Raw genomic sequence first — 20,795 nt, forward strand, 5'->3', positions numbered from 1 at the left:
CAGTGGGCAACCCGGCATGGATGCCGGGTTAGCCGCCCCCGGCCATGGATGGCCGATGGCGGCGGGCCCACGGAGCAGGACCGGAGCGAGGGCATGCCGAGCCTTAGCGAGGCACCGAACGAAAGGGACAAAAGCGCTTGGTTACTTGGCGCTTTTCCAAGTGACCCGCTGTAAAAGCGGAACCAATAGCGGCCATTACCGCAGCAACGGATATGTACACCACCCAAAACCAACTTCCGCAACACAAACAAAAACGGCCCCTATATAAATAGAGGCCGTTCCCGGTACACCTTAAGACGTTATCGCAAGACAGGTCTTATTTGCGGTCTTCCAGCTTGGTAATGTCACGCGACTCATAGCCGGTGTACAACTGGCGCGGACGGCCAATCTTGTACGGGCTGGAGAGCATTTCTTTCCAGTGGGAGATCCAGCCGACCGTCCGCGCCAAAGCGAAGATCACGGTGAACATGCTGGTTGGAATGCCGATCGCCTTGAGGATGATCCCCGAGTAGAAGTCGACGTTCGGGTACAGCGAGCGCTCGATGAAGTACGGGTCGGTCAGGGCGATCTCTTCCAGGCGCATGGCCAGTTCGAGTTGCGGATCGTCGTTGATGCCCAGCTCTTTCAACACTTCGTCGCAGGTCTGCTTCATCACGGTGGCGCGAGGGTCGCGGTTTTTGTAAACGCGGTGACCGAAGCCCATCAGTTTGAACGGATCGTTCTTGTCCTTGGCCTTGGCGATGAACTTGTCGATGTTCGAGACATCGCCAATTTCGTCGAGCATGGTCAGAACAGCTTCGTTCGCGCCGCCGTGGGCAGGGCCCCACAGTGCAGCAATGCCGGCGGCGATGCAGGCGAACGGGTTGGCACCCGAAGAGCCGGCCAGGCGTACGGTGGAAGTCGATGCGTTCTGCTCGTGGTCGGCATGGAGGATGAAGATCTTGTCCATGGCCTTGGCGAGCACCGGGCTGATCGGTTTGATCTCGCACGGGGTGTTGAACATCATGTGCAGGAAGTTTTCCGCGTACGTCAGGTCGTTGCGCGGGTACATCATGGGTTGACCCATGGAGTACTTGTAAACCATCGCAGCCAGGGTCGGCATCTTGGCAACCAGACGGATCGCGGAGATTTCGCGATGCTGCGGGTTATTGATGTCGAGGGAGTCGTGGTAGAAGGCCGAAAGGGCGCCGACTACACCGCACATGACGGCCATTGGGTGGGCGTCGCGACGGAAGCCGTTGAAGAAGGTCTTCAACTGCTCGTGAACCATGGTGTGGTTCTTCACGGTGCTGACGAACTGGGCCTTCTGTTCTGCGGTCGGCAATTCGCCGTTGAGCAGCAGATAGCAGGTTTCCAGGTAGTCCGACTTTTCAGCCAGCTGTTCGATCGGGTAGCCGCGGTGCAGCAGAATGCCGTTGTCGCCGTCGATATAGGTGATCTTCGACTCGCAGGAAGCGGTCGACATGAAACCAGGGTCAAAGGTGAAACGGCCCGTGGCCGTCAGGCCCCGAACATCGATAACATCGGGACCAACGGTGCCGGTTAAAATGGGCAGCTCGACGGGGGCTGCGCCCTCGATGATCAACTGCGCTTTTTTGTCAGCCATGTGGCCTCCTATTTATGCTTGAAATCATCAGACAGACCCCCCACGCAGGGCCCGCACCACTATAGTGAGATAAATTCGAATGTCAATTTGCCTAAAGTCTTGCTCCAGAAGGCTTTAACCGGACTTTTTTCTGGATTTTGACTGCCATTTACGCCTTTTATCGAACTTGTGCAATGAGCTATTTGGGGTAGGTGAACGCGTTGTCATTAGTAGCCTAACTGTCTATACTCGGCCTCCGACCGCCAGGGGCTTTTGGGCCTGCTTTATTGGGGGTCGCACTCCCTGGGTGGTGGGTACCTGACCAGTGCACTCCCCAACAACTTTGCCCTGATTGTTAGGGGCTCTTCAGTGTGAAAAAAAGCCGTGAATAGCCAACGACCTGTAAACCTAGACCTAAGGACCATCAAACTCCCAGTCACTGCTTACACGTCCATTCTTCACCGAATCTCCGGAATCATCCTCTTTGTCAGCCTGGCCATCATGCTTTATGCATTGGACAAATCGCTGAGCTCGGAAGAAGGTTTCGGCCAGGTGAAAGCGTGTCTGACCAGTCCGCTAGCCAAGCTAGTGATTTGGGGCATCCTGTCCGCCTTGCTGTATCACCTGGTTGCCGGTGTGCGCCATTTGATCATGGACATGGGCATCGGCGAGTCGCTTGAAGGCGGCAAACTGGGCTCGAAAATCGTTATCGCCGTTTCCGTGGTGGTAATCGTTCTGGCAGGAGTTTGGATATGGTAACTAACGTCACGAACCTGTCGCGTTCGGGCCTCTATGACTGGATGGCACAGCGTGTGTCTGCGGTCGTTCTCGCGGCTTACTTCATTTTCCTGATCGGATACGTCGTCGCCCATCCTGGCCTCGGCTACGCCCAATGGCATGAACTGTTCGCAAGCAACTGGATGCGTATTTTCAGTCTCCTGGCTCTCGTTGCCCTCGGCGCTCACGCCTGGGTCGGCATGTGGACCATCGCGACCGACTACCTGACGCCAATGGCGTTCGGCAAGTCCGCGACTGCAATACGTTTCCTCTTCCAGGCGGTATGCGGCGTCGCGATGTTCGCGTACTTCGTCTGGGGTGTGCAGATTCTTTGGGGTATCTGATTCATGTCTACTACAGTTAATACGCTTTCGTTCGACGCCATCATCATTGGCGGCGGCGGTGCTGGCATGCGCGCTGCTCTGCAGCTGGCACAAGGTGGTCACAAGACTGCCGTAGTTACCAAGGTTTTCCCGACTCGTTCGCACACCGTATCCGCCCAGGGCGGCATTACCTGCGCCATCGCTTCGGCCGATCCGAACGATGACTGGCGCTGGCACATGTACGATACCGTCAAGGGTTCCGACTATATCGGTGACCAGGACGCTATCGAGTACATGTGTTCCGTAGGCCCGGAAGCAGTCTTCGAACTCGAGCACATGGGCTTGCCGTTCTCCCGTACCGAACAAGGCCGCATCTATCAGCGTCCGTTCGGCGGTCAGTCGAAAGACTTCGGTAAAGGTGGCCAGGCTGCACGTACATGCGCCGCTGCCGACCGTACCGGTCACGCACTGCTGCACACCCTGTACCAGGCCAACCTCAAGGCCGGCACCGTATTCCTCAACGAATACTACGGCGTCGACCTGGTGAAAAACGAAGACGGCGCCTTTGTCGGCATGATCGTCATCTGCATCGAAACCGGTGAAACCTCGTACGTGCGCGCTAACGCCACCGTACTGGCGACCGGCGGTGCAGGTCGTATCTACTCGTCCACCACCAACGCCCTGATCAACACCGGTGACGGCGTCGGCATGGCTCTGCGTGCTGGCGTGCCGGTACAAGACATCGAAATGTGGCAGTTCCACCCAACCGGCATCGCCGGCGCCGGTGTACTGGTTACAGAAGGTTGCCGCGGTGAAGGCGGTTACCTGATCAACAAGCACGGTGAGCGTTTCATGGAGCGTTATGCTCCGAACGCGAAAGACCTTGCTGGTCGTGACGTTGTTGCTCGCTCGATGGTTAAAGAAATCATCGCCGGCAACGGTTGCGGTCCGGATGGCGACCACGTAATGCTGAAACTCGATCACCTCGGTGAAGAAGTTCTGCACAGCCGTCTGCCAGGCATCATGGAACTGTCCAAGACCTTCGCTCACGTGGATCCAGCCGTGGCGCCGATTCCGGTCGTTCCAACCTGCCACTATATGATGGGCGGCGTTGCCACCAACATTCATGGCCAGGCAATCACCCAGGACGCTGACGGCGCTGACCAGATCATCCCGGGCCTGTTCGCTGTAGGCGAAGTGGCTTGCGTATCGGTTCACGGTGCCAACCGTCTGGGCGGCAACTCGCTGCTCGACCTGGTGGTATTCGGCCGTGCGGCCGGCCTGTTCCTGGAGCAGACCCTGAAGGAAGGCGTTGATTACGCTCGTCCTCGCCAGTCCGACATCGACGCTGCCCTGGCACGTCTCGATGGCCTGAACTCGCGTACTGAAGGTGAAGACGTCGCTACCCTGCGTAAAGAACTGCAAAGCTGCATGCAGAACTACTTCGGTGTATTCCGTACCGGCGAATATATGCAGAAGGGTATTGCTCAGCTGGCTGATCTGCGTGGTCGTATCGCCAACGTCAAGATCAACGACAAGAGCCAGGCGTTCAACACTGCTCGAATCGAAGCGCTGGAACTGCAGAACCTGCTGGAAGTGGCCGAAGCTACTGCCATCGCTGCAGAGATCCGCAAAGAGTCCCGCGGTGCTCACGCCCGTGAAGACTACGAAGACCGCGACGACGAAAACTGGCTGTGCCACACCCTGTACTTCCCGGGTGACAAGCGCGTAACCAAACGTGCTGTGAACTTCTCGCCGAAGACTGTTCCGACTTTTGAACCTAAGATTCGGACTTATTAAGGGTGGCCGCCATGTTGCAAGTCAGTGTTTATCGCTACAACCCTGATCAGGACGCTGCGCCGTTCATGCAGGAATTCCAGGTCGATACCGGTGGTAAAGACCTGATGGTGCTGGACGTGCTGGCCCTGATCAAAGAGCAGGACGAGGGTTTCTCCTATCGTCGCTCTTGCCGTGAAGGTGTTTGCGGTTCCGACGGCATGAACATCAACGGCAAAAACGGCCTGGCGTGCGTTACGCCACTGTCTTCTGTCGTAAAAGGTAACAAGCTGATCGTTCGTCCGCTGCCAGGTTTGCCGGTTATCCGTGACCTGGTCGTCGATATGAGCATCTTCTACAAGCAATACGAGAAGGTTAAGCCATTCCTGCAGAACGACACGCCGGCTCCGGCCATCGAACGTCTGCAGACCCCTGAAGAGCGTGAAAAGCTGGACGGTCTGTACGAGTGCATCCTGTGCGCTTGCTGCTCGACTTCCTGCCCGTCCTTCTGGTGGAACCCGGACAAGTTCCTGGGTCCAGCTGCACTGCTGCAAGCGTATCGCTTCCTGGCAGACAGCCGCGACACCAAGACTGCCGAGCGTCTGGCTTCGCTGGATGACCCGTTCAGCGTATTCCGCTGCCGCGGGATCATGAACTGCGTCAACGTCTGCCCGAAAGGCCTGAACCCGACTAAGGCCATCGGACACGTACGTAACATGTTGCTGCAAAGCGGCGTGTGATTCAGCTGCTGTACCCGTAACACCGCTGTACCGTAGATGCTACGGCGCAGGCTTCAACCGGCGCCGTAGTTTTAACCTGAGCAGCAGCCCACAAAGCTGCGGCTCTTATTTTGAAGAAATGAGACAAGCAGGGGCATCCGGGCTGGTACCCGGACTATCAGCGTGATCCTAAGTGGCTTGTTTTGGTCGCTGCATTCGGACTTCTGCAAGTTTGCTCGGTGTCGACGCCGATGGTGTTCCCCTAACCGAGGGTGACCAAGCATGCAAGAAAGCGTGATGCAGCGCATGTGGAACAGCGCCTACCTTTCCGGAGGTAACGCTGCCTATGTGGAAGAGCTTTATGAGCTCTACCTGCACGACCCTAACGCTGTGCCAGAAGAGTGGCGCACCTACTTTCAGAAGTTGCCGACCGAAGGCAACTCTGCCACCGATGTTTCGCACTCCACAATTCGCGATCATTTCGTCTTGCTGGCAAAGAACCAGCGCCGCGCACAACCGGTTTCCGCCGGCAGCGTGAGCAGTGAGCACGAGAAGAAGCAAGTTGAAGTGCTGCGATTGATCCAGGCCTACCGTATGCGTGGCCACCAGGCAGCCCAGCTTGACCCGCTGGGACTGTGGCAGCGTCCTGCACCTGCAGACCTGTCGATCAATCATTACGGCTTGACCAATGCCGATCTTGATACGACCTTCCGTGCCGGCGACCTGTTCATCGGCAAAGAGGAAGCGAGCCTACGCGAAATTCACGAAGCGTTGCAGCAGACATATTGCCGCACCATCGGCGCTGAATTTACGCATATCACCGATTCCGAGCAGCGCCAGTGGTTCCAGCAGCGTCTGGAAAGCGTGCGTGGTCGTCCGACGTACTCCGCCGACATCAAGAGCCACTTGCTTGAGCGCGTGACTGCCGGTGAAGGCCTGGAGAAATACCTGGGCACCAAATACCCGGGCACCAAGCGTTTCGGTCTGGAAGGCGGCGAGAGCCTGATTCCGATGCTCGACGAGCTGATCCAGCGTTCCGGCTCCTACGGCACCAAGGAAATCGTGATCGGCATGGCCCACCGTGGCCGTCTCAACGTCCTGGTCAACACCTTCGGCAAGAACCCGCGCGAGCTGTTCGACGAGTTCGAAGGCAAGAAGAAGGTCGAGCTGGGTTCCGGTGACGTTAAATATCACCAGGGCTTCTCGTCCAACGTCATGACCGCCGGCGGTGAAGTTCACCTGGCGATGGCGTTCAACCCGTCCCACCTGGAAATCGTTTCTCCAGTGGTCGAGGGTTCGGTTCGCGCCCGTCAGGATCGTCGTAACGACCCGACCGGTGAGAAGGTTCTGCCGATTTCCATCCACGGTGACGCGGCATTCGCCGGTCAGGGCGTGGTCATGGAAACCTTCCAGATGTCGCAGACCCGCGGTTTCAAGACCGGCGGCACCGTGCACATCGTGATCAACAACCAGGTCGGTTTCACCATCAGCAACCCGCTGGACTCGCGCTCCACCGAGTACGCGACCGACGTTGCGAAGATGATCCAGGCGCCGATCCTCCATGTGAATGGTGATGATCCGGAAGCCGTGTTGTTCGTGACCCAGCTGGCCATCGACTACCGCATGCAGTTCAAGCGTGACGTGGTGATCGACCTGGTCTGCTACCGTCGTCGCGGCCACAATGAGGCTGACGAGCCTAGCGGCACCCAGCCTCTGATGTATCAGCAGATCACCAAGCAGCGCACCACCCGTGAGCTGTACGCCGATCGTCTGACCCAGAGCGGTGTGCTGGACGTTGAGCGTGTTCAGGCGAAAGTCGATGAATACCGCAACGCGCTGGACAACGGTCTGCATGTTGTAAAAAGCCTGGTCAAAGAGCCGAACAAAGAGTTGTTCGTGGACTGGCGTCCGTATCTGGGCCACGCCTGGACCGCGCGTCACGACACGCGTTTCGATCTGAAGACCTTGCAGGAACTGTCCGCCAAGCTGCTGGAAATTCCGGAAGGCTTCGTGGTTCAGCGCCAGGTTTCGAAGATCTACGAAGACCGTCAGAAGATGCAAGCCGGCGGCCTGCCGATCAACTGGGGTTACGCCGAAACCATGGCGTACGCGACCCTGGCGTTCGAAGGTCACCCGATCCGCATGACGGGTCAAGACATCGGTCGCGGTACGTTCTCGCACCGTCACGCTGTCTTGCACAACCAGAAGGACGCGGGCACCTACATCCCGTTGCAGCACCTGTACAACGGCCAGCCACGTTTCGACCTGTACGATTCGTTCCTGTCCGAAGAAGCCGTACTGGCGTTCGAATACGGTTACTCGACCACCACGCCTGATGCGCTGGTGATCTGGGAAGCCCAGTTCGGCGACTTCGCCAACGGTGCCCAAGTAGTGATCGACCAGTTCATCACCAGCGGCGAGCACAAGTGGGGCCGTCTCTGCGGTCTGACCATGTTGCTGCCACACGGTTATGAAGGTCAGGGTCCGGAGCACTCGTCGGCTCGTCTGGAGCGTTACCTGCAGCTGTGTGCCGAGCACAACATTCAGGTGGCTGTACCGACTACGCCGGCTCAGATCTACCACTTGCTGCGTCGTCAGGTGATTCGCCCGCTGCGCAAGCCGTTGATCGTTCTGACTCCGAAGTCGTTGCTGCGTCACAAACTGGCTATCTCGACGCTGGAAGATCTGGCCGAAGGTTCGTTCCAGACCGTTATCCCGGAAATCGATGCCCAAGACCCGAAAAAGGTCGAGCGCATTGTTCTGTGCAGCGGCAAGGTCTACTACGACCTGCTGGAAAAACGCCGTGCCGAAGGCCGTGATGACATCGCCATCGTGCGTATCGAGCAGCTGTACCCATTCCCTGAGGACGACTTGAATGAAGTCCTGGCTCCTTACACCAACCTCAAACATATCGTTTGGTGTCAGGAAGAGCCGATGAACCAGGGTGCCTGGTACTGCAGCCAACACCACATGCGCCGCATCGTTGGCAATCACAACAAGGCGCTCGTACTCGAGTACGCCGGCCGTGATGCTTCTGCTGCACCTGCTTGTGGTTATGCATCGATGCACGCTGAGCAGCAGGAAAAACTGCTGCAAGACGCCTTTACTGTTTAACGCCTTCGCGCACCTGAAACCGAATTTAAGGACTCACAGATAATGGCTATCGAAATCAAAGCCCCCACTTTCCCGGAATCGGTTGCCGATGGCACCGTTGCCACCTGGCACAAGCAACCGGGCGACGCTGTAAAGCGTGACGACCTGATTGTCGACATCGAAACCGACAAGGTTGTGCTGGAAGTGTTGGCAACTGCCGACGGCGTACTGGGCGCTATCGTCAAGAACGAAGGCGACACCGTTCTGTCCGACGAAGTCCTGGGCTCCATCGAAGCGGGCGGCGCTGCTGCCGCTCCAGCCGCTGCCGCTGCTCCGGCCGCTGCACAGGCTGCTGCTCCGGCTGCCGAAGGCGAAGACGATCCTGTTGCTGCACCGGCTGCTCGCAAGCTGGCTGAAGAAAACGGCATCAACATCGCTTCCGTTGCCGGCACTGGCAAAGGCGGTCGTGTCACCAAGGAAGACGTGGTCGCTGCTGTTGCTGCCAAGAAAGCAGCCCCGGCTGCCGCACCTGCCAAGGCTGCTGCTCCTGCCGCTGCTGCTCCTGTGTTCGCCGCTGGCGACCGCATCGAGAAGCGCGTACCGATGACCCGCGTACGGGCCACCGTTGCCAAGCGTCTGGTTGAAGCTCAATCGAACATGGCGATGCTGACCACGTTCAACGAAGTCGACATGACCGAAGTCATGGCGCTGCGTTCGAAGTACAAGGACCTGTTCGAGAAGTCCCACAACGGCGTGCGCCTGGGCTTCATGTCGTTCTTCGTGAAAGCGGCCACCGAAGCGCTGAAACGCTTCCCGGCTGTGAACGCGTCGATCGACGGTGGCGACATCGTTTACCACGGCTACGCTGACGTCGGTGTCGCTGTTTCCAGCGATCGCGGCCTGGTTGTACCGGTTCTGCGTAACGCCGAACTCATGAGCCTGGCTGAAATCGAAGGCGGCATCGCCACCTTCGGCAAAAAGGCGCGTGACGGCAAACTGTCGATGGACGAAATGACCGGCGGTACTTTCACCATCACCAACGGTGGTACCTTCGGTTCGATGATGTCGACCCCGATCGTCAACCCGCCGCAAGCGGCTATCCTGGGCATGCACAACATTCTGCAGCGTCCAATGGCGATCAACGGTCAGGTCGTTATCCGTCCGATGATGTACCTGGCTCTGTCCTACGATCACCGTCTGATCGATGGCAAAGAAGCTGTGACCTTCCTGGTTACCATCAAGAACCTGCTGGAAGACCCGGCTCGTTTGCTGCTGGATATCTGATAGAAGCAGCCGCGCGCTGCAGGTTTCAAGCGGGCCCTCTTGGGGTTTCGCTTGAGCCTGCTGCCCGCGGCTTCAAGCTTGTTGCCAAAAGAGGATTTTTTGAATGTCGCAGAAATTTGACGTAGTAGTGATTGGCGCGGGCCCTGGCGGTTATGTGGCTGCCATCAAAGCAGCGCAGCTGGGTCTGTCGACTGCCTGCATCGAGAAATACACTGACGGGGAAGGCAAACTGGCCCTTGGCGGTACTTGCCTGAACGTCGGCTGCATTCCTTCCAAGGCGCTGCTGGACAGCTCCTGGAAATACAAGGAAGCCAAAGAAGGCTTCGCGATCCACGGTATCAATCACGCTGGCGTGACCATGGACGTGTCGGCAATGGTTGGCCGTAAAGCCACCATCGTCAAAGGCCTGACCTCCGGCGTTGCCACCTTGTTCAAGGCCAACGGCGTCACTTCGATCCAGGGCCACGGCAAACTGCTGGCAGGCAAGAAAGTCGAAGTCACCAAGCCTGACGGTTCGGTAGAAGTCATCGAAGCTGAAAACGTCATCCTGGCTCCAGGTTCGCGTCCGATCGACATTCCACCGGCTCCGGTCGACCAGAATGTAATCGTCGATTCCACCGGTGCCCTGGAATTCCAGTCCGTGCCTAAGCGTCTGGGCGTTATTGGCGCTGGCGTGATCGGTCTGGAACTGGGTTCGGTCTGGTCCCGTCTGGGTGCTGAAGTGACTGTCCTGGAAGCCCTGGACACGTTCCTGATGGCAGCCGACACCGCTGTTTCCAAAGAAGCGCTGAAAACCCTGACCAAACAGGGCCTGGACATCAAACTGGGCGCTCGCGTGACCGGTTCCAAAGTGAATGGCGACGAAGTCGTTGTGAACTACACCGATGCCAACGGCGAACAAACCATCACTTTCGACAAGCTGATCGTTGCCGTTGGTCGCCGTCCGGTGACCACTGATCTGCTGGCCGCTGACTGCGGCGTGACCCTCGACGAGCGCGGTTTCGTGCACGTTGACGATCACTGCGCGACCACCGTACCGGGCGTTTACGCCATTGGCGACGTGGTTCGCGGCATGATGCTGGCGCACAAGGCTTCGGAAGAAGGCATCATGGTTGTAGAGCGCATCAAGGGCCACAAGGCCCAGATGAACTATGACCTGATCCCTTCGGTTATTTATACTCACCCGGAAATCGCGTGGGTGGGTAAAACCGAGCAGGCCTTGAAAGCTGAAGGCGTTGAAGTTAACGTCGGCACCTTCCCGTTCGCAGCCTCTGGCCGTGCCATGGCTGCCAACGATACCGGCGGTTTCGTCAAGGTCATCGCAGATGCCAAGACCGACCGCGTACTGGGCGTCCACGTGATTGGCCCAAGCGCTGCCGAACTGGTTCAGCAGGGCGCTATCGGTATGGAATTCGGCACCAGCGCTGAAGACCTGGGCATGATGGTTTTCTCCCATCCGACCCTGTCTGAAGCCTTGCACGAAGCTGCTCTGGCAGTGAATGGCGGCGCCATCCACATCGCCAACCGCAAGAAGCGTTAAGACACAATAAGAAACCACGGCGGTTTGGCCCGTCGTGAGCCTTGCATGCAAGACTCACCGCGGAATATCCGCTGGACGCAGCCTTGCGTAGCTGCACCGGTTGTCCGGAAAGGCTACGCAAGCAGCAGTCACAGGTGGTGCGGCACTTCAACAAGTGCAGCACCGAATGCGCAGTACCTAACGAAGACGGTAATAAGCATGAATCTTCACGAGTATCAGGGTAAGCAGCTGTTCGCTGAATACGGCCTGCCAGTTTCCACCGGTTACGCAGTAGACACCCCGGAAGCAGCAGCAGAAGCTTGCGACAAAATCGGCGGCACCGAGTGGGTTGTCAAAGCCCAGGTCCACGCTGGTGGTCGCGGTAAAGCGGGCGGCGTAAAGCTGGTTCGCAGCAAAGAAGACGCCAAAGCCTTCGCACAGCAGTGGCTGGGCAAGCGTCTGGTGACTTACCAGACTGACGCCAATGGTCAGCCAGTCACCAAGATCCTGGTTGAATCGTGCACTGATATCGCTAAAGAGCTGTACCTGGGCGCTGTCGTTGACCGTTCGAGCCGTCGCATCGTGTTCATGGCTTCCACCGAAGGTGGCGTGGACATCGAGAAAATCGCTCACGACACTCCAGAAAAAATTCTGAAGGCCACTATCGATCCACTGGTTGGCGCTCAGCCATTCCAGGGTCGCGAGCTGGCATTCCAGCTGGGTCTGGAAGGCAAGCAAGTTGCTCAGTTCGCCAAGATCTTCGTAGGTCTGGCCAAGCTGTTCAAGGATCACGACCTGGCTCTGCTGGAAGTGAACCCGCTTGTGATCAAGGCTGACGGCGATCTGCATTGCCTCGACGCCAAGATCAACATCGACGCCAACGCCATGTACCGTCAGCCTAAGCTGAAGACTTTCCACGATCCGTCGCAAGACGATCCGCGCGAAGCGCACGCTGCCAAGTTCGAACTGAACTACGTAGCACTGGAAGGCAACATCGGTTGCATGGTCAACGGTGCTGGCCTGGCCATGGGTACCATGGACATCGTCAACCTGCATGGCGGCAAACCAGCCAACTTCCTTGACGTGGGCGGCGGTGCAACCAAAGAACGCGTTACCGAAGCGTTCAAGATCATCCTGTCCGACACTAACGTCGCTGCAGTACTGGTCAACATCTTCGGCGGCATCGTTCGTTGCGACATGATTGCCGAAGGCATCATCGGCGCTGTGAAAGAAGTCGGCGTGAAAATCCCGGTTGTTGTTCGCCTTGAAGGCAACAACGCTGAGCTGGGCGCTAAAGTACTGGCAGAAAGCGGTTTGAACATCATCGCTGCTACCAGCCTGACCGACGCTGCTCAACAAGTCGTTAAAGCTGCGGAGGGCAAATAATGAGCGTCCTGATCAATAAAGACACCAAAGTTATCTGCCAGGGTATTACCGGTTCGCAAGGTAGTTTCCACACCCAGCAAGCCATCGAATACGGCACCAAGATGGTTGGTGGCGTTACTCCTGGTAAAGGCGGCACCGAGCACCTGGGTCTGCCAGTGTTCAACACCGTGAAAGACGCTGTAGCTGCCACTGGCGCCACCGCCAGCGTGATCTACGTTCCAGCTCCTTTCTGCAAGGACTCCATCCTGGAAGCAGCATTCGGCGGCATCAAGCTGATCGTTTGCATCACTGAAGGCATTCCTACCCTGGACATGCTGGACGCTAAAGTTAAGTGCGACGAGCTGGGTATCACCCTGATCGGCCCTAACTGCCCAGGCGTGATCACTCCGGGCGAATGCAAGATCGGCATCATGCCAGGTCACATTCACTTGCCAGGCAAGGTCGGTATCGTTTCCCGTTCCGGCACCCTGACCTACGAAGCTGTGAAGCAGACCACTGACGCCGGTTTCGGTCAGTCGACTTGCGTCGGCATCGGCGGTGACCCGATCCCAGGCTCGAACTTCATCGACATCCTGAAGCTGTTCCAGGAAGACCCGAAGACCGAAGCGATCGTCATGATCGGCGAGATCGGCGGTTCGGCTGAAGAAGAAGCGGCTGCCTACATCAAGGCACACGTGACCAAGCCGGTTGTTTCCTACATCGCTGGTGTGACTGCTCCTCCGGGCAAGCGCATGGGCCATGCTGGCGCAATCATCTCTGGCGGCAAAGGCACTGCAGACGAGAAATTCGCTGCTCTGCAAGACGCAGGCGTTAAAACCGTGCGTTCGCTGGCAGACATCGGCAAGGCCCTGGCCGAGCTGACCGGTTGGGCTGTCAAGTAAGCCTCGTGCTTAGCTGACGCTTCACCAAACAAAGGCCACCTTCGGGTGGCCTTTGTCGTTTCCGGGGTTTCGCAATGCCCTTGTGGCGAGGGAGCTTGCTCCCGCTGGGCTGCGCAGCAGCCCCAAGAAGGCCGCCGCGATATCTCAGGTACACCGAGTGTTTTGGTTTGCGACTGCTTCGCAGCCGAGCGGGAGCAAGCTCCCTCGCCACAGGGGTTTGTGGAAGTAAATTAAATATGTAAACGCGACACGAAAATGTCGTAGATCGGATAGTTCGCCCTCTAACAGTGCGTTTGTCGCCCAAATTCGTTAGGCTACGCGCCATTTTTGCGTCCGCGGCCCACAAGGCTGTAACGCGCTAAAAGGGTTGGTCCCATACGGGCCGACAGCATTTCCCTCACCCCATAGGGAAATCCCTCTCTAAATTCCGATTCAGTAGTGTGGTATTTCCTTAATGAAAGTGTTGAAAGGCCAGGACATCCTGGCACTTGGTTTTATGACGTTTGCCCTGTTTGTCGGGGCTGGCAACATCATCTTCCCGCCTATCGTCGGTTTGCAGTCCGGGCCTCATGTCTGGATGGCGGCGCTGGGCTTTCTGATCACCGCGGTCGGTTTGCCGGTGATCACCGTGGTTGCCCTGGCCAAGGTCGGTGGTGCCATGGACGCCTTGAGCAGCCCGATCGGCAAAGTCGCCGGTGGTTTGCTGGCCGCTGCGTGCTACCTCGCCGTGGGCCCGTTGTTTGCGACGCCGCGCACCGCAACCGTCTCGTTCGAAGTAGGGCTGGCGCCGCTGACCGGCGAAAGCCCGCTGGCGCTGTTCCTCTACAGCTCGGTGTACTTCCTGCTGGTGTTCTTCATTTCGCTCTACCCGGGCCGTCTGCTGGATACCGTAGGACGTTTCCTTGCGCCGCTGAAAATCATCGCCTTGGCCGCACTGGGCATCGCCGCCTTCGCATTGCCAGCCGGTGATATTGGCGTGGCGACCCCGGAATACGTGGCAGCCCCGTTCTCCCAAGGCTTCATCAATGGTTACCTGACCATGGATACCCTGGGCGCACTGGTGTTTGGCATCGTCATCGTCAACGCGATCCGCTCCCGTGGCGTGGAATCGCCGGCGCTGATCACCCGTTACGCAATCATTGCCGGATTGATTGCCGGTGTCGGCCTGGCGCTGGTTTACGTCAGCCTGTTCCGCCTCGGTTCGGGCAGCCATGAAGTGGCCGCCGGCGCAACCAACGGTGCGGCGGTATTGCACGCGTACGTGCAGCACACTTTCGGTTCCCTGGGCAGCGGTTTCCTGGCGGTGCTGATCTCCCTGGCCTGCCTGGTGACGGCGGTCGGCCTGACCTGTGCCTGCGCTGAATACTTCAGCCGTGTGCTGCCACTGTCCTACAAGACGCTGGTCATTATCCTGGCCGCGTTTTCGCTGTTGGTGTCCAACCTGGGGCTCACCAAGCTGATTGCGTTCTCGATCCCGGTCCTGACTGCGATTTACCCGCCGTGCATCGCCTTGGTGGCGTTGAGCTTCTGCAAGGACTTCTGGCATGAGCAGGGCCGTATCGTCGGCCCGGTGATGCTCGTGTCGTTCCTGTTCGGCCTGATCGACGCCCTCAAGGGCGCGGGTCTGGCGGACTGGATGCCGACTCAATTGTCCCACCTGCCGCTGAGCGAGCAGGGGCTTGCGTGGCTGGTGCCGTCGGTCATGACCCTGGTGGTCGCCGTGGCCTGCGACCGTCTGCTGGGCAAGCGCGAAGAAGCGCTGGCTTAAATCGCTGCAAGAGCCGCCACAAGCGGGACTTGAGCAACAATGGAAATGCCTCGTATCAATCGATACGGGGCATTTTTTATGCGCGTGAGGCAGTGTCTTTTTCCTTCAACTAACGTCGAAGCACTGCAATTCCCTTTGTGGGAGCGAGCCTGCTCGCGATGGCGACTTTACAGGCAACAGAATTGTTGACTGACCCACCGCTATCGCGAGCAGGCTCGCTCCCACAAGGTTTCGGTGTTCAGCCACTACATCACAAGGACCTGCATGTCGTTCATCCACACCAACCTGATCCACCTCCTTGCCGCACTCTGGTTCGTCATCTGCTGGGGCGGCTACACCCGTTACGCCACGTGGAAGGGCCGCGACACTGCGTGCCTGGCCAGCGTGCTGCACCTGTACCGAGAAGACTGGATGCGCCGCATGCTGCTGCGCGATAACCGGATTGCCGACGCCAGCGTGATCGGCAACCTGGAGCGTAACGCCTCGTTCTTTGCCTCAAGCACCCTGATCATCCTGGCCGGTATTCTCACGGTGCTCGGTGCTCGGTGCGTCGGAGAGGGCGGTCTCGTTGCTGGCGGATATTCCGATGGTGCAGCAGGCGTCCCAGGGGATGTCGGAGATCAAGTTGCTGTGCCTGGCCTTAGTGTTCGTCTATGCGTTCTTCACGTTCAGCTGGTGCATGCGTCAGTACAACTTTGCCGCGATCCTGGTCGGCTCGGCGCCGATGGTCGGTGAACGTCATGTCTCCGAACAGGAGCGCAAAGCTTTTGCGGCGCGTGCTGCTCGGGTCATCTCCATGGCCGCCAACCAGTTCAACTTCGGCCTGCGCTCTTATTATTTCGGCATGACCATGCTGGCCTGGTTCGTCAGCCCCTGGTTGTTCATGTTGATGAGTACCGGTGTTGTACTGGTGCTGTATCGCCGGGAGTTCCACTCGGACGTTCTCGATGTAATGGTCTATACCCCTACAGAGGCACCCTTGCCCGAAGCCAATAAAGAGGCCGCTTGATGAGTATTCCGTTCTGGTGTGTGTTTATCAGTGCCTTGCTGATCTACGTGGCTCGCATGCCGGTGGCCAAGGCCATGAAAGAGCAGGGCGGTTACAACAATCACACACCGCGCCAGCAACAGGCACAACTGACCGGCTTCGGCGCCCGGGCATTGGCGGCCCACCAGAACTGTTTCGAAGCATTCATCTTGTTTGCTGTGGGGGTGTTGATGGCGCACACCACACAAACGGCCGGCTGGCTTATCGATTGGCTGGCAATCATCTTCGTGATTACCCGGATCGTTTATTTATTGTGCTATTGGGCCGATCTCGCCTGGCAGCGAAGTCTGGTGTGGTTTGTCGGGCTAGTGTGTTCACTGCTGTTGATGATTAGTCCGACTTTTAGAACTATTTTGCTGTGACAAGATAAATCCCGGACAAAAGAAAACCCGCACTTGGCGGGTTTTCTTTATCACGCTAAAAACTGTTTTAGTTTTTAGGCGCTTCTTTCGCAGCGGCTTCGTTCGATTCAGCCTGAGCTTTGGCAGCTTCGGCGTTTTCTTTCGCAGCGTCGTTCACTTTATCCTGAGCTTTGCTCATGTCTTGCTGAGCTTGCTCAGCATGTTTTGCAGCATCTTGAGCTTTGTCCTCGGATTTTTTATCGCAGGCGGCGAGACCGAGGGAAGCGGTCAACATCAAGGCAATAGCTAAAGTCTTACGCATGGGGTGTTTCTCCTTATGGAAAGTATCTACTGGCCTTTCGAGCGCCACCCATGGCGTTAAGTTCCTCAATTCGTTCAGATATATAAGATTGTTCCTACGGGAACTTTTACCGAATACGCCTAGTGCGATGTCGGCATACTAAAAAGAGTTTTTTACACATGGCCGAAAACCCCGTTTTTGAGCGTGCGACGCGATTCATGTCGGCGTTGCGACATTGTCAGGTACTCGGGTTGCGGGTTCACAGTGCCAGCAGCGAAGGCCTGACCGTTATTTTGCCTTATAGCCAGCAGATCGTCGGTAACCCCCAAACCGGCGTGATCCACGGCGGTGCCCTGACCACGCTGATGGACACCGCTTGCGGCATGTCCACCCTCTGCGTTTTGCCGGAATTTGAAGTGTGCCCGACCCTCGACCTGCGCATCGATTACATGCACGCCGCGCAACCCCATAAAGATGTCTATGGATTCGCCCAGTGCTATCGGGTGACCACCGATGTGATCTTCGCCCGCGGTTTTGCCTATCAGGATGATCCCCAACAACCCATCGCCCACGTGGTGGGCACGTTCATGCGCATGGGCACGGCCATCAAAGGCACCAAAGGCTTTGGCGGCGTCATCGCCGGAGGTGCGAAATGACAGACTTCAATGCCGAGCTGCAACAGGCGCGTGAACAGGGCGACTACGCTGCGTTGTTGCAGCTGATTCCCTACGCCAGGCTGATAGGGGTCGAATGTTCGCGTGTGGGGGATGAGCTGCTTTTCCGTCTCCCGGCCAACAAGGACAACATTGGTAACCCTTTACTGCCGGCGATTCATGGCGGGGTGATTGCCGGGTTCATGGAACTGTCCGCCGCGTTGCACCTGCTGCTGAGCACCGGTTCGCCGGGCGTCCCGAAAATTATCGACTTCTCGCTCGACTACCTGCGCGCCGGGCAGTTTCGCGATACCTGGGCGCGCTGCCAGGTGTGCCGTCAGGGACGACGGGTGGCCAACGTCGCGATTACGGCCTGGCAAACCACCGAAGCCGAGCCGATTGCCACGGCCCGCGCACATTTCAAAATTGAAGAGCCCTTGAAATCCGAGTCGCAGCCCCAACCTTGATGACATCCCGCCGCCAACCCTTTCGGGCGCGGCCAATGCCATCCAATTGGAGTTTGATGACCATGAGCGTGGAAACTCAAAAGGAAACCCTGGGCTTCCAGACCGAGGTGAAGCAACTGCTGCACCTCATGATCCATTCGCTGTATTCCAACAAGGAAATTTTCCTTCGCGAGTTGATCTCGAACGCCTCTGACGCTGTCGACAAATTACGTTTCGAAGCCCTGTCCAAGCCTGAACTGCTGGAAGGTGGCGCCGAACTGAAAATCCGTGTGAGCTTCGACAAAGACGCTAAAACCGTCACCCTCGAAGACAACGGCATCGGCATGAGCCGTGAAGACGCGATTACCCACCTGGGGACTATCGCCAAATCCGGCACCGCCGATTTCATGAAACACCTTTCTGGCGATCAGAAGAAAGATTCGCACCTGATCGGTCAATTCGGTGTCGGTTTTTACTCGGCCTTTATCGTCGCCGATAAAGTCGACGTGTTCAGCCGCCGCGCCGGTGCTGACGCCAGCGAAGGCGTGCACTGGTCGTCCAAGGGTGAAGGCGATTTCGAAGTTGCCACCGTTGAGAAAGCCGAGCGCGGCACCCGTATCGTGTTGCACCTGAAATCCGGTGAAGACGAATTCGCCGATGGCTGGCGTCTGCGCAACATCATCAAGAAGTACTCCGATCACATCGCTTTGCCGATCGAGTTACCAAAAGAAGTGGCCGCCGCTGAAGGCGAAGAGAAACCGGCCGTTGAATGGGAAACCGTCAACCGCGCCAGTGCTTTGTGGACCCGTCCGCGTACCGAGATCAAGGACGAGGAATACCAGGAGTTCTATAAGCACATCGCTCACGACTTCGAAAACCCGCTGAGCTGGAGCCACAACAAGGTCGAAGGCAAGCTGGAATACAGCTCGCTGCTCTACGTGCCGACCCGCGCTCCGTTCGACCTGTACCAGCGTGAAGCGCCGAAAGGCCTGAAGCTGTACGTACAGCGCGTGTTCGTCATGGACCAGGCCGAATCGTTCCTGCCGTTGTACCTGCGCTTCATCAAAGGCGTGGTCGACTCCAACGATCTGTCGCTGAACGTGTCGCGGGAAATCCTGCAGAAAGACCCGATCATCGACTCCATGAAGTCGGCGCTGACCAAGCGCGTGCTGGACATGCTGGAAAAACTGGCGAAGAACGAGCCTGAGCAATACAAAGGCTTTTGGAAAAACTTCGGTCAGGTCATGAAAGAAGGCCCGGCAGAAGACTTCGCCAACAAAGAGAAAATCGCTGGCCTGCTGCGTTTCGCGTCCACTCAGGGCGAAGAAGGCGAGCAAGTCGTGGGTCTGGCCGAATACCTGGCTCGCGCCAAGGAAGGTCAGGACAAGATTTACTACCTGACCGGCGAAACCTACGCACAAGTCAAAAACAGCCCGCACCTGGAAGTCTTCCGCAAGAAAGGCATCGAAGTGCTGCTGCTGACCGACCGCATCGACGAGTGGCTGATGAGCTACCTCAGCGACTTCGACGGCAAGAGCTTTGTCGACGTGGCACGCGGTGACCTGGACCTGGGCAACCTGGACTCGGAAGAGGACAAGAAAGCCGCGGAAGAAGTCGCCAAGTCCAAAGAAGGCCTGGTCGAGCGTCTGAAAACTGCACTGGGTGACTCGGTTGCCGAAGTGCGGGTTTCCCATCGCCTGACCGATTCCCCGGCGATCCTGGCCATCGGCGAGCAGGACCTGGGCATGCAGATGCGTCAGATCCTGGAAGCCAGCGGTCAGAAGGTTCCGGATTCGAAGCCGATCTTCGAATTCAACCCGGCTCACCCGCTGATCGAGAAGCTCGACAACGAGCAGAGCGACGAGCGCTTCGGCGACCTGTCGCACATCCTCTTCGATCAGGCAGCCCTGGCCGCCGGCGACAGCTTGAAAGACCCGGCCGCGTATGTGCGCCGTCTCAACAAGCTGCTGGTTGAACTGTCGGTTTAACCGCGTTGCATAAAAAACCCGCTTCGGCGGGTTTTTTCGTTCTGGTGTCTTTTACGGGGAGTTAGTCATGAGTCAAATCACGGTTCGTTCGGTCGTCTATCAGATGGATGGCCAGTCGTATGAAAGCCGTCTGGCGTTCGACGCCGACCACAGAGGCCCGCGCCCGGGCCTGTTGATGGCGCCGAACTGGATGGGCATCAGCGCCGGTGCCGAAGAGATCGCCAAATCGGTGGCGGCCAAGGGTTATGTGGTGTTGATTGCCGACGTTTATGGTCAATCGGTTCGTCCACAGAACGGTGACGAGGCGGGCGCGGCGATGATGCCGTTGAAGAATGACCGGGCGTTGCTGCGCAAGCGTTTGCAGGTGGCCTTCGAGCAGTTGCAGAGCCAGGGCGAGGCGGCGGTCGAAACCTCGAAACTGGCGACGTTCGGTTTTTGCTTCGGCGGTTGCTGCGCGCTGGACCTGGCTCGCACGGGCGCGCCAGTGAAAGCGGCCGTGTCGTTCCATGGTTCGCTGGATTCACCGAACCCGGCCGATGCCCACAACATCAAGGGCTCGGTGTTGGTGCTGCATGGCGCTTCCGATCCGTTGGTGCCAAAAGAACAATTGCCGGCGTTTGAAGAAGAAATGAATGCGGCGGGTGTGGACTGGCAGTTGCTGAGTTACGGTGGCGCGGTGCATTCGTTTACCGATCCGCATGCGAATGTGCCGGGCAAGATGATGTATGACGCGAAGGCGGCGGCTCGGGCGTTTACGTCGATGCATAACTTGCTGGATGAAGTGTTTAAGGGCTGATTGTTGTTTTTTACCCGGACACTCTGGGTGCTTGTTCAGGCCTCATCGCGAGCAGGCTCACTCCTACAGGGTTTTGTGTTGGCCTCAATATTGCGCTCAACACAAAACCCT

General features: G+C 57.7%; 17 protein-coding genes and 1 pseudogene. 16 read left to right on the forward strand and 2 right to left on the reverse strand.

Annotated elements, in window-relative coordinates; genetic code table 11:
- Positions 1–316: 316 nt before the first annotated feature.
- The gene (gene gltA / locus EJA72_RS12305) at positions 317–1,606 is read right to left on the reverse strand and encodes a citrate synthase (RefSeq protein WP_157711724.1); all 1,290 of its coding nucleotides are present in this window, start codon (positions 1,604–1,606) and stop codon (positions 317–319) included.
- A 363-nt stretch (positions 1,607–1,969) separates the two neighbouring features.
- Between gltA and sdhC the strand changes: the two genes are divergently transcribed.
- From sdhC to EJA72_RS12365, 12 genes and pseudogenes are all read left to right on the forward strand, one after another.
- Positions 1,970–2,344, forward strand: coding sequence for a succinate dehydrogenase, cytochrome b556 subunit (gene sdhC / locus EJA72_RS12310; protein ID WP_178129329.1), 375 nt, complete (start codon positions 1,970–1,972; stop codon positions 2,342–2,344).
- A complete protein-coding gene (gene sdhD / locus EJA72_RS12315; RefSeq protein WP_059402221.1) occupies positions 2,338–2,706 on the forward strand; it encodes a succinate dehydrogenase, hydrophobic membrane anchor protein in 369 nt (122 codons plus the stop codon). Before sdhC ends, sdhD begins: the two co-directional genes overlap by 7 nt.
- A 3-nt stretch (positions 2,707–2,709) precedes the next feature.
- Positions 2,710–4,485, forward strand: a complete 1,776-nt coding sequence (gene sdhA / locus EJA72_RS12320) for a succinate dehydrogenase flavoprotein subunit (protein WP_157711725.1) — start codon at positions 2,710–2,712, stop codon at positions 4,483–4,485.
- 11 nt (positions 4,486–4,496) lie between these two features.
- A complete protein-coding gene (locus tag EJA72_RS12325) occupies positions 4,497–5,201 on the forward strand; it encodes a succinate dehydrogenase iron-sulfur subunit (RefSeq protein ID WP_157711726.1) in 705 nt (234 codons plus the stop codon).
- Between the two features lie 261 nt (positions 5,202–5,462).
- Positions 5,463–8,294 carry a 2-oxoglutarate dehydrogenase E1 component gene (locus EJA72_RS12330; RefSeq protein WP_157711727.1) on the forward strand — a complete coding sequence of 944 codons (2,832 nt, stop codon included), beginning with the start codon at positions 5,463–5,465 and terminating at the stop codon, positions 8,292–8,294.
- A 42-nt stretch (positions 8,295–8,336) separates the two neighbouring features.
- Positions 8,337–9,557 carry a 2-oxoglutarate dehydrogenase complex dihydrolipoyllysine-residue succinyltransferase gene (gene odhB, locus EJA72_RS12335; RefSeq protein WP_157711728.1) on the forward strand — a complete coding sequence of 407 codons (1,221 nt, stop codon included), beginning with the start codon at positions 8,337–8,339 and terminating at the stop codon, positions 9,555–9,557.
- Positions 9,558–9,660: 103 nt separating this feature from the next.
- Positions 9,661–11,097, forward strand: a complete 1,437-nt coding sequence (lpdA, locus tag EJA72_RS12340; RefSeq protein ID WP_157711729.1) for a dihydrolipoyl dehydrogenase — start codon at positions 9,661–9,663, stop codon at positions 11,095–11,097.
- Between the two features lie 198 nt (positions 11,098–11,295).
- The gene (sucC, locus tag EJA72_RS12345) at positions 11,296–12,462 is read left to right on the forward strand and encodes an ADP-forming succinate--CoA ligase subunit beta (protein WP_007898980.1); all 1,167 of its coding nucleotides are present in this window, start codon (positions 11,296–11,298) and stop codon (positions 12,460–12,462) included.
- On the forward strand, positions 12,462–13,343 hold the full coding sequence (gene sucD, locus EJA72_RS12350; protein ID WP_008032672.1) for a succinate--CoA ligase subunit alpha: 882 nt from the start codon (positions 12,462–12,464) through the stop codon (positions 13,341–13,343). The genes sucC and sucD overlap by 1 nt, the downstream gene beginning before the upstream one ends.
- A gap of 454 nt (positions 13,344–13,797) precedes the next feature.
- Entirely contained in the window at positions 13,798–15,111 is a 1,314-nt protein-coding gene (brnQ, locus tag EJA72_RS12355; RefSeq protein ID WP_157711730.1) for a branched-chain amino acid transport system II carrier protein, read from the forward strand.
- Positions 15,112–15,375: 264 nt separating this feature from the next.
- A pseudogene (locus EJA72_RS12360) lies at positions 15,376–16,120 on the forward strand (DUF599 domain-containing protein).
- Complete coding sequence (locus EJA72_RS12365; protein ID WP_157711731.1) at positions 16,120–16,521, forward strand: MAPEG family protein; 402 nt, start codon at positions 16,120–16,122, stop codon at positions 16,519–16,521. The pseudogene EJA72_RS12360 and the gene EJA72_RS12365 overlap by 1 nt, the downstream one beginning before the upstream one ends.
- A gap of 67 nt (positions 16,522–16,588) precedes the next feature.
- Here EJA72_RS12365 and EJA72_RS12370 read toward each other — a convergent pair whose 3' ends face one another.
- Positions 16,589–16,822: a hypothetical protein gene (locus EJA72_RS12370; RefSeq protein WP_150655145.1), complete on the reverse strand. Its 234-nt coding sequence runs from the start codon at positions 16,820–16,822 to the stop codon at positions 16,589–16,591.
- A 158-nt stretch (positions 16,823–16,980) separates the two neighbouring features.
- Here EJA72_RS12370 and EJA72_RS12375 point away from each other — a divergent pair, with 158 nt between their 5' ends.
- The 4 genes from EJA72_RS12375 (at position 16,981) to EJA72_RS12390 (ending at position 20,684) form a co-directional block, all read left to right on the forward strand.
- Positions 16,981–17,457: a PaaI family thioesterase gene (locus EJA72_RS12375; RefSeq protein ID WP_157711732.1), complete on the forward strand. Its 477-nt coding sequence runs from the start codon at positions 16,981–16,983 to the stop codon at positions 17,455–17,457.
- Positions 17,454–17,921 (forward strand): PaaI family thioesterase, encoded by a 468-nt coding sequence (locus EJA72_RS12380; protein WP_157711733.1) that lies wholly within the window; start codon positions 17,454–17,456, stop codon positions 17,919–17,921. Before EJA72_RS12375 ends, EJA72_RS12380 begins: the two co-directional genes overlap by 4 nt.
- Positions 17,922–17,983: 62 nt before the next feature.
- A complete protein-coding gene (gene htpG, locus EJA72_RS12385) occupies positions 17,984–19,888 on the forward strand; it encodes a molecular chaperone HtpG (protein ID WP_157711734.1) in 1,905 nt (634 codons plus the stop codon).
- Between the two features lie 67 nt (positions 19,889–19,955).
- The gene (locus EJA72_RS12390; protein ID WP_157711735.1) at positions 19,956–20,684 is read left to right on the forward strand and encodes a dienelactone hydrolase family protein; all 729 of its coding nucleotides are present in this window, start codon (positions 19,956–19,958) and stop codon (positions 20,682–20,684) included.
- Positions 20,685–20,795: the final 111 nt, after the last annotated feature.

This window comes from Pseudomonas sp. PB120 (genome assembly GCF_009761815.1).
Taxonomy (GTDB): domain Bacteria; phylum Pseudomonadota; class Gammaproteobacteria; order Pseudomonadales; family Pseudomonadaceae; genus Aquipseudomonas.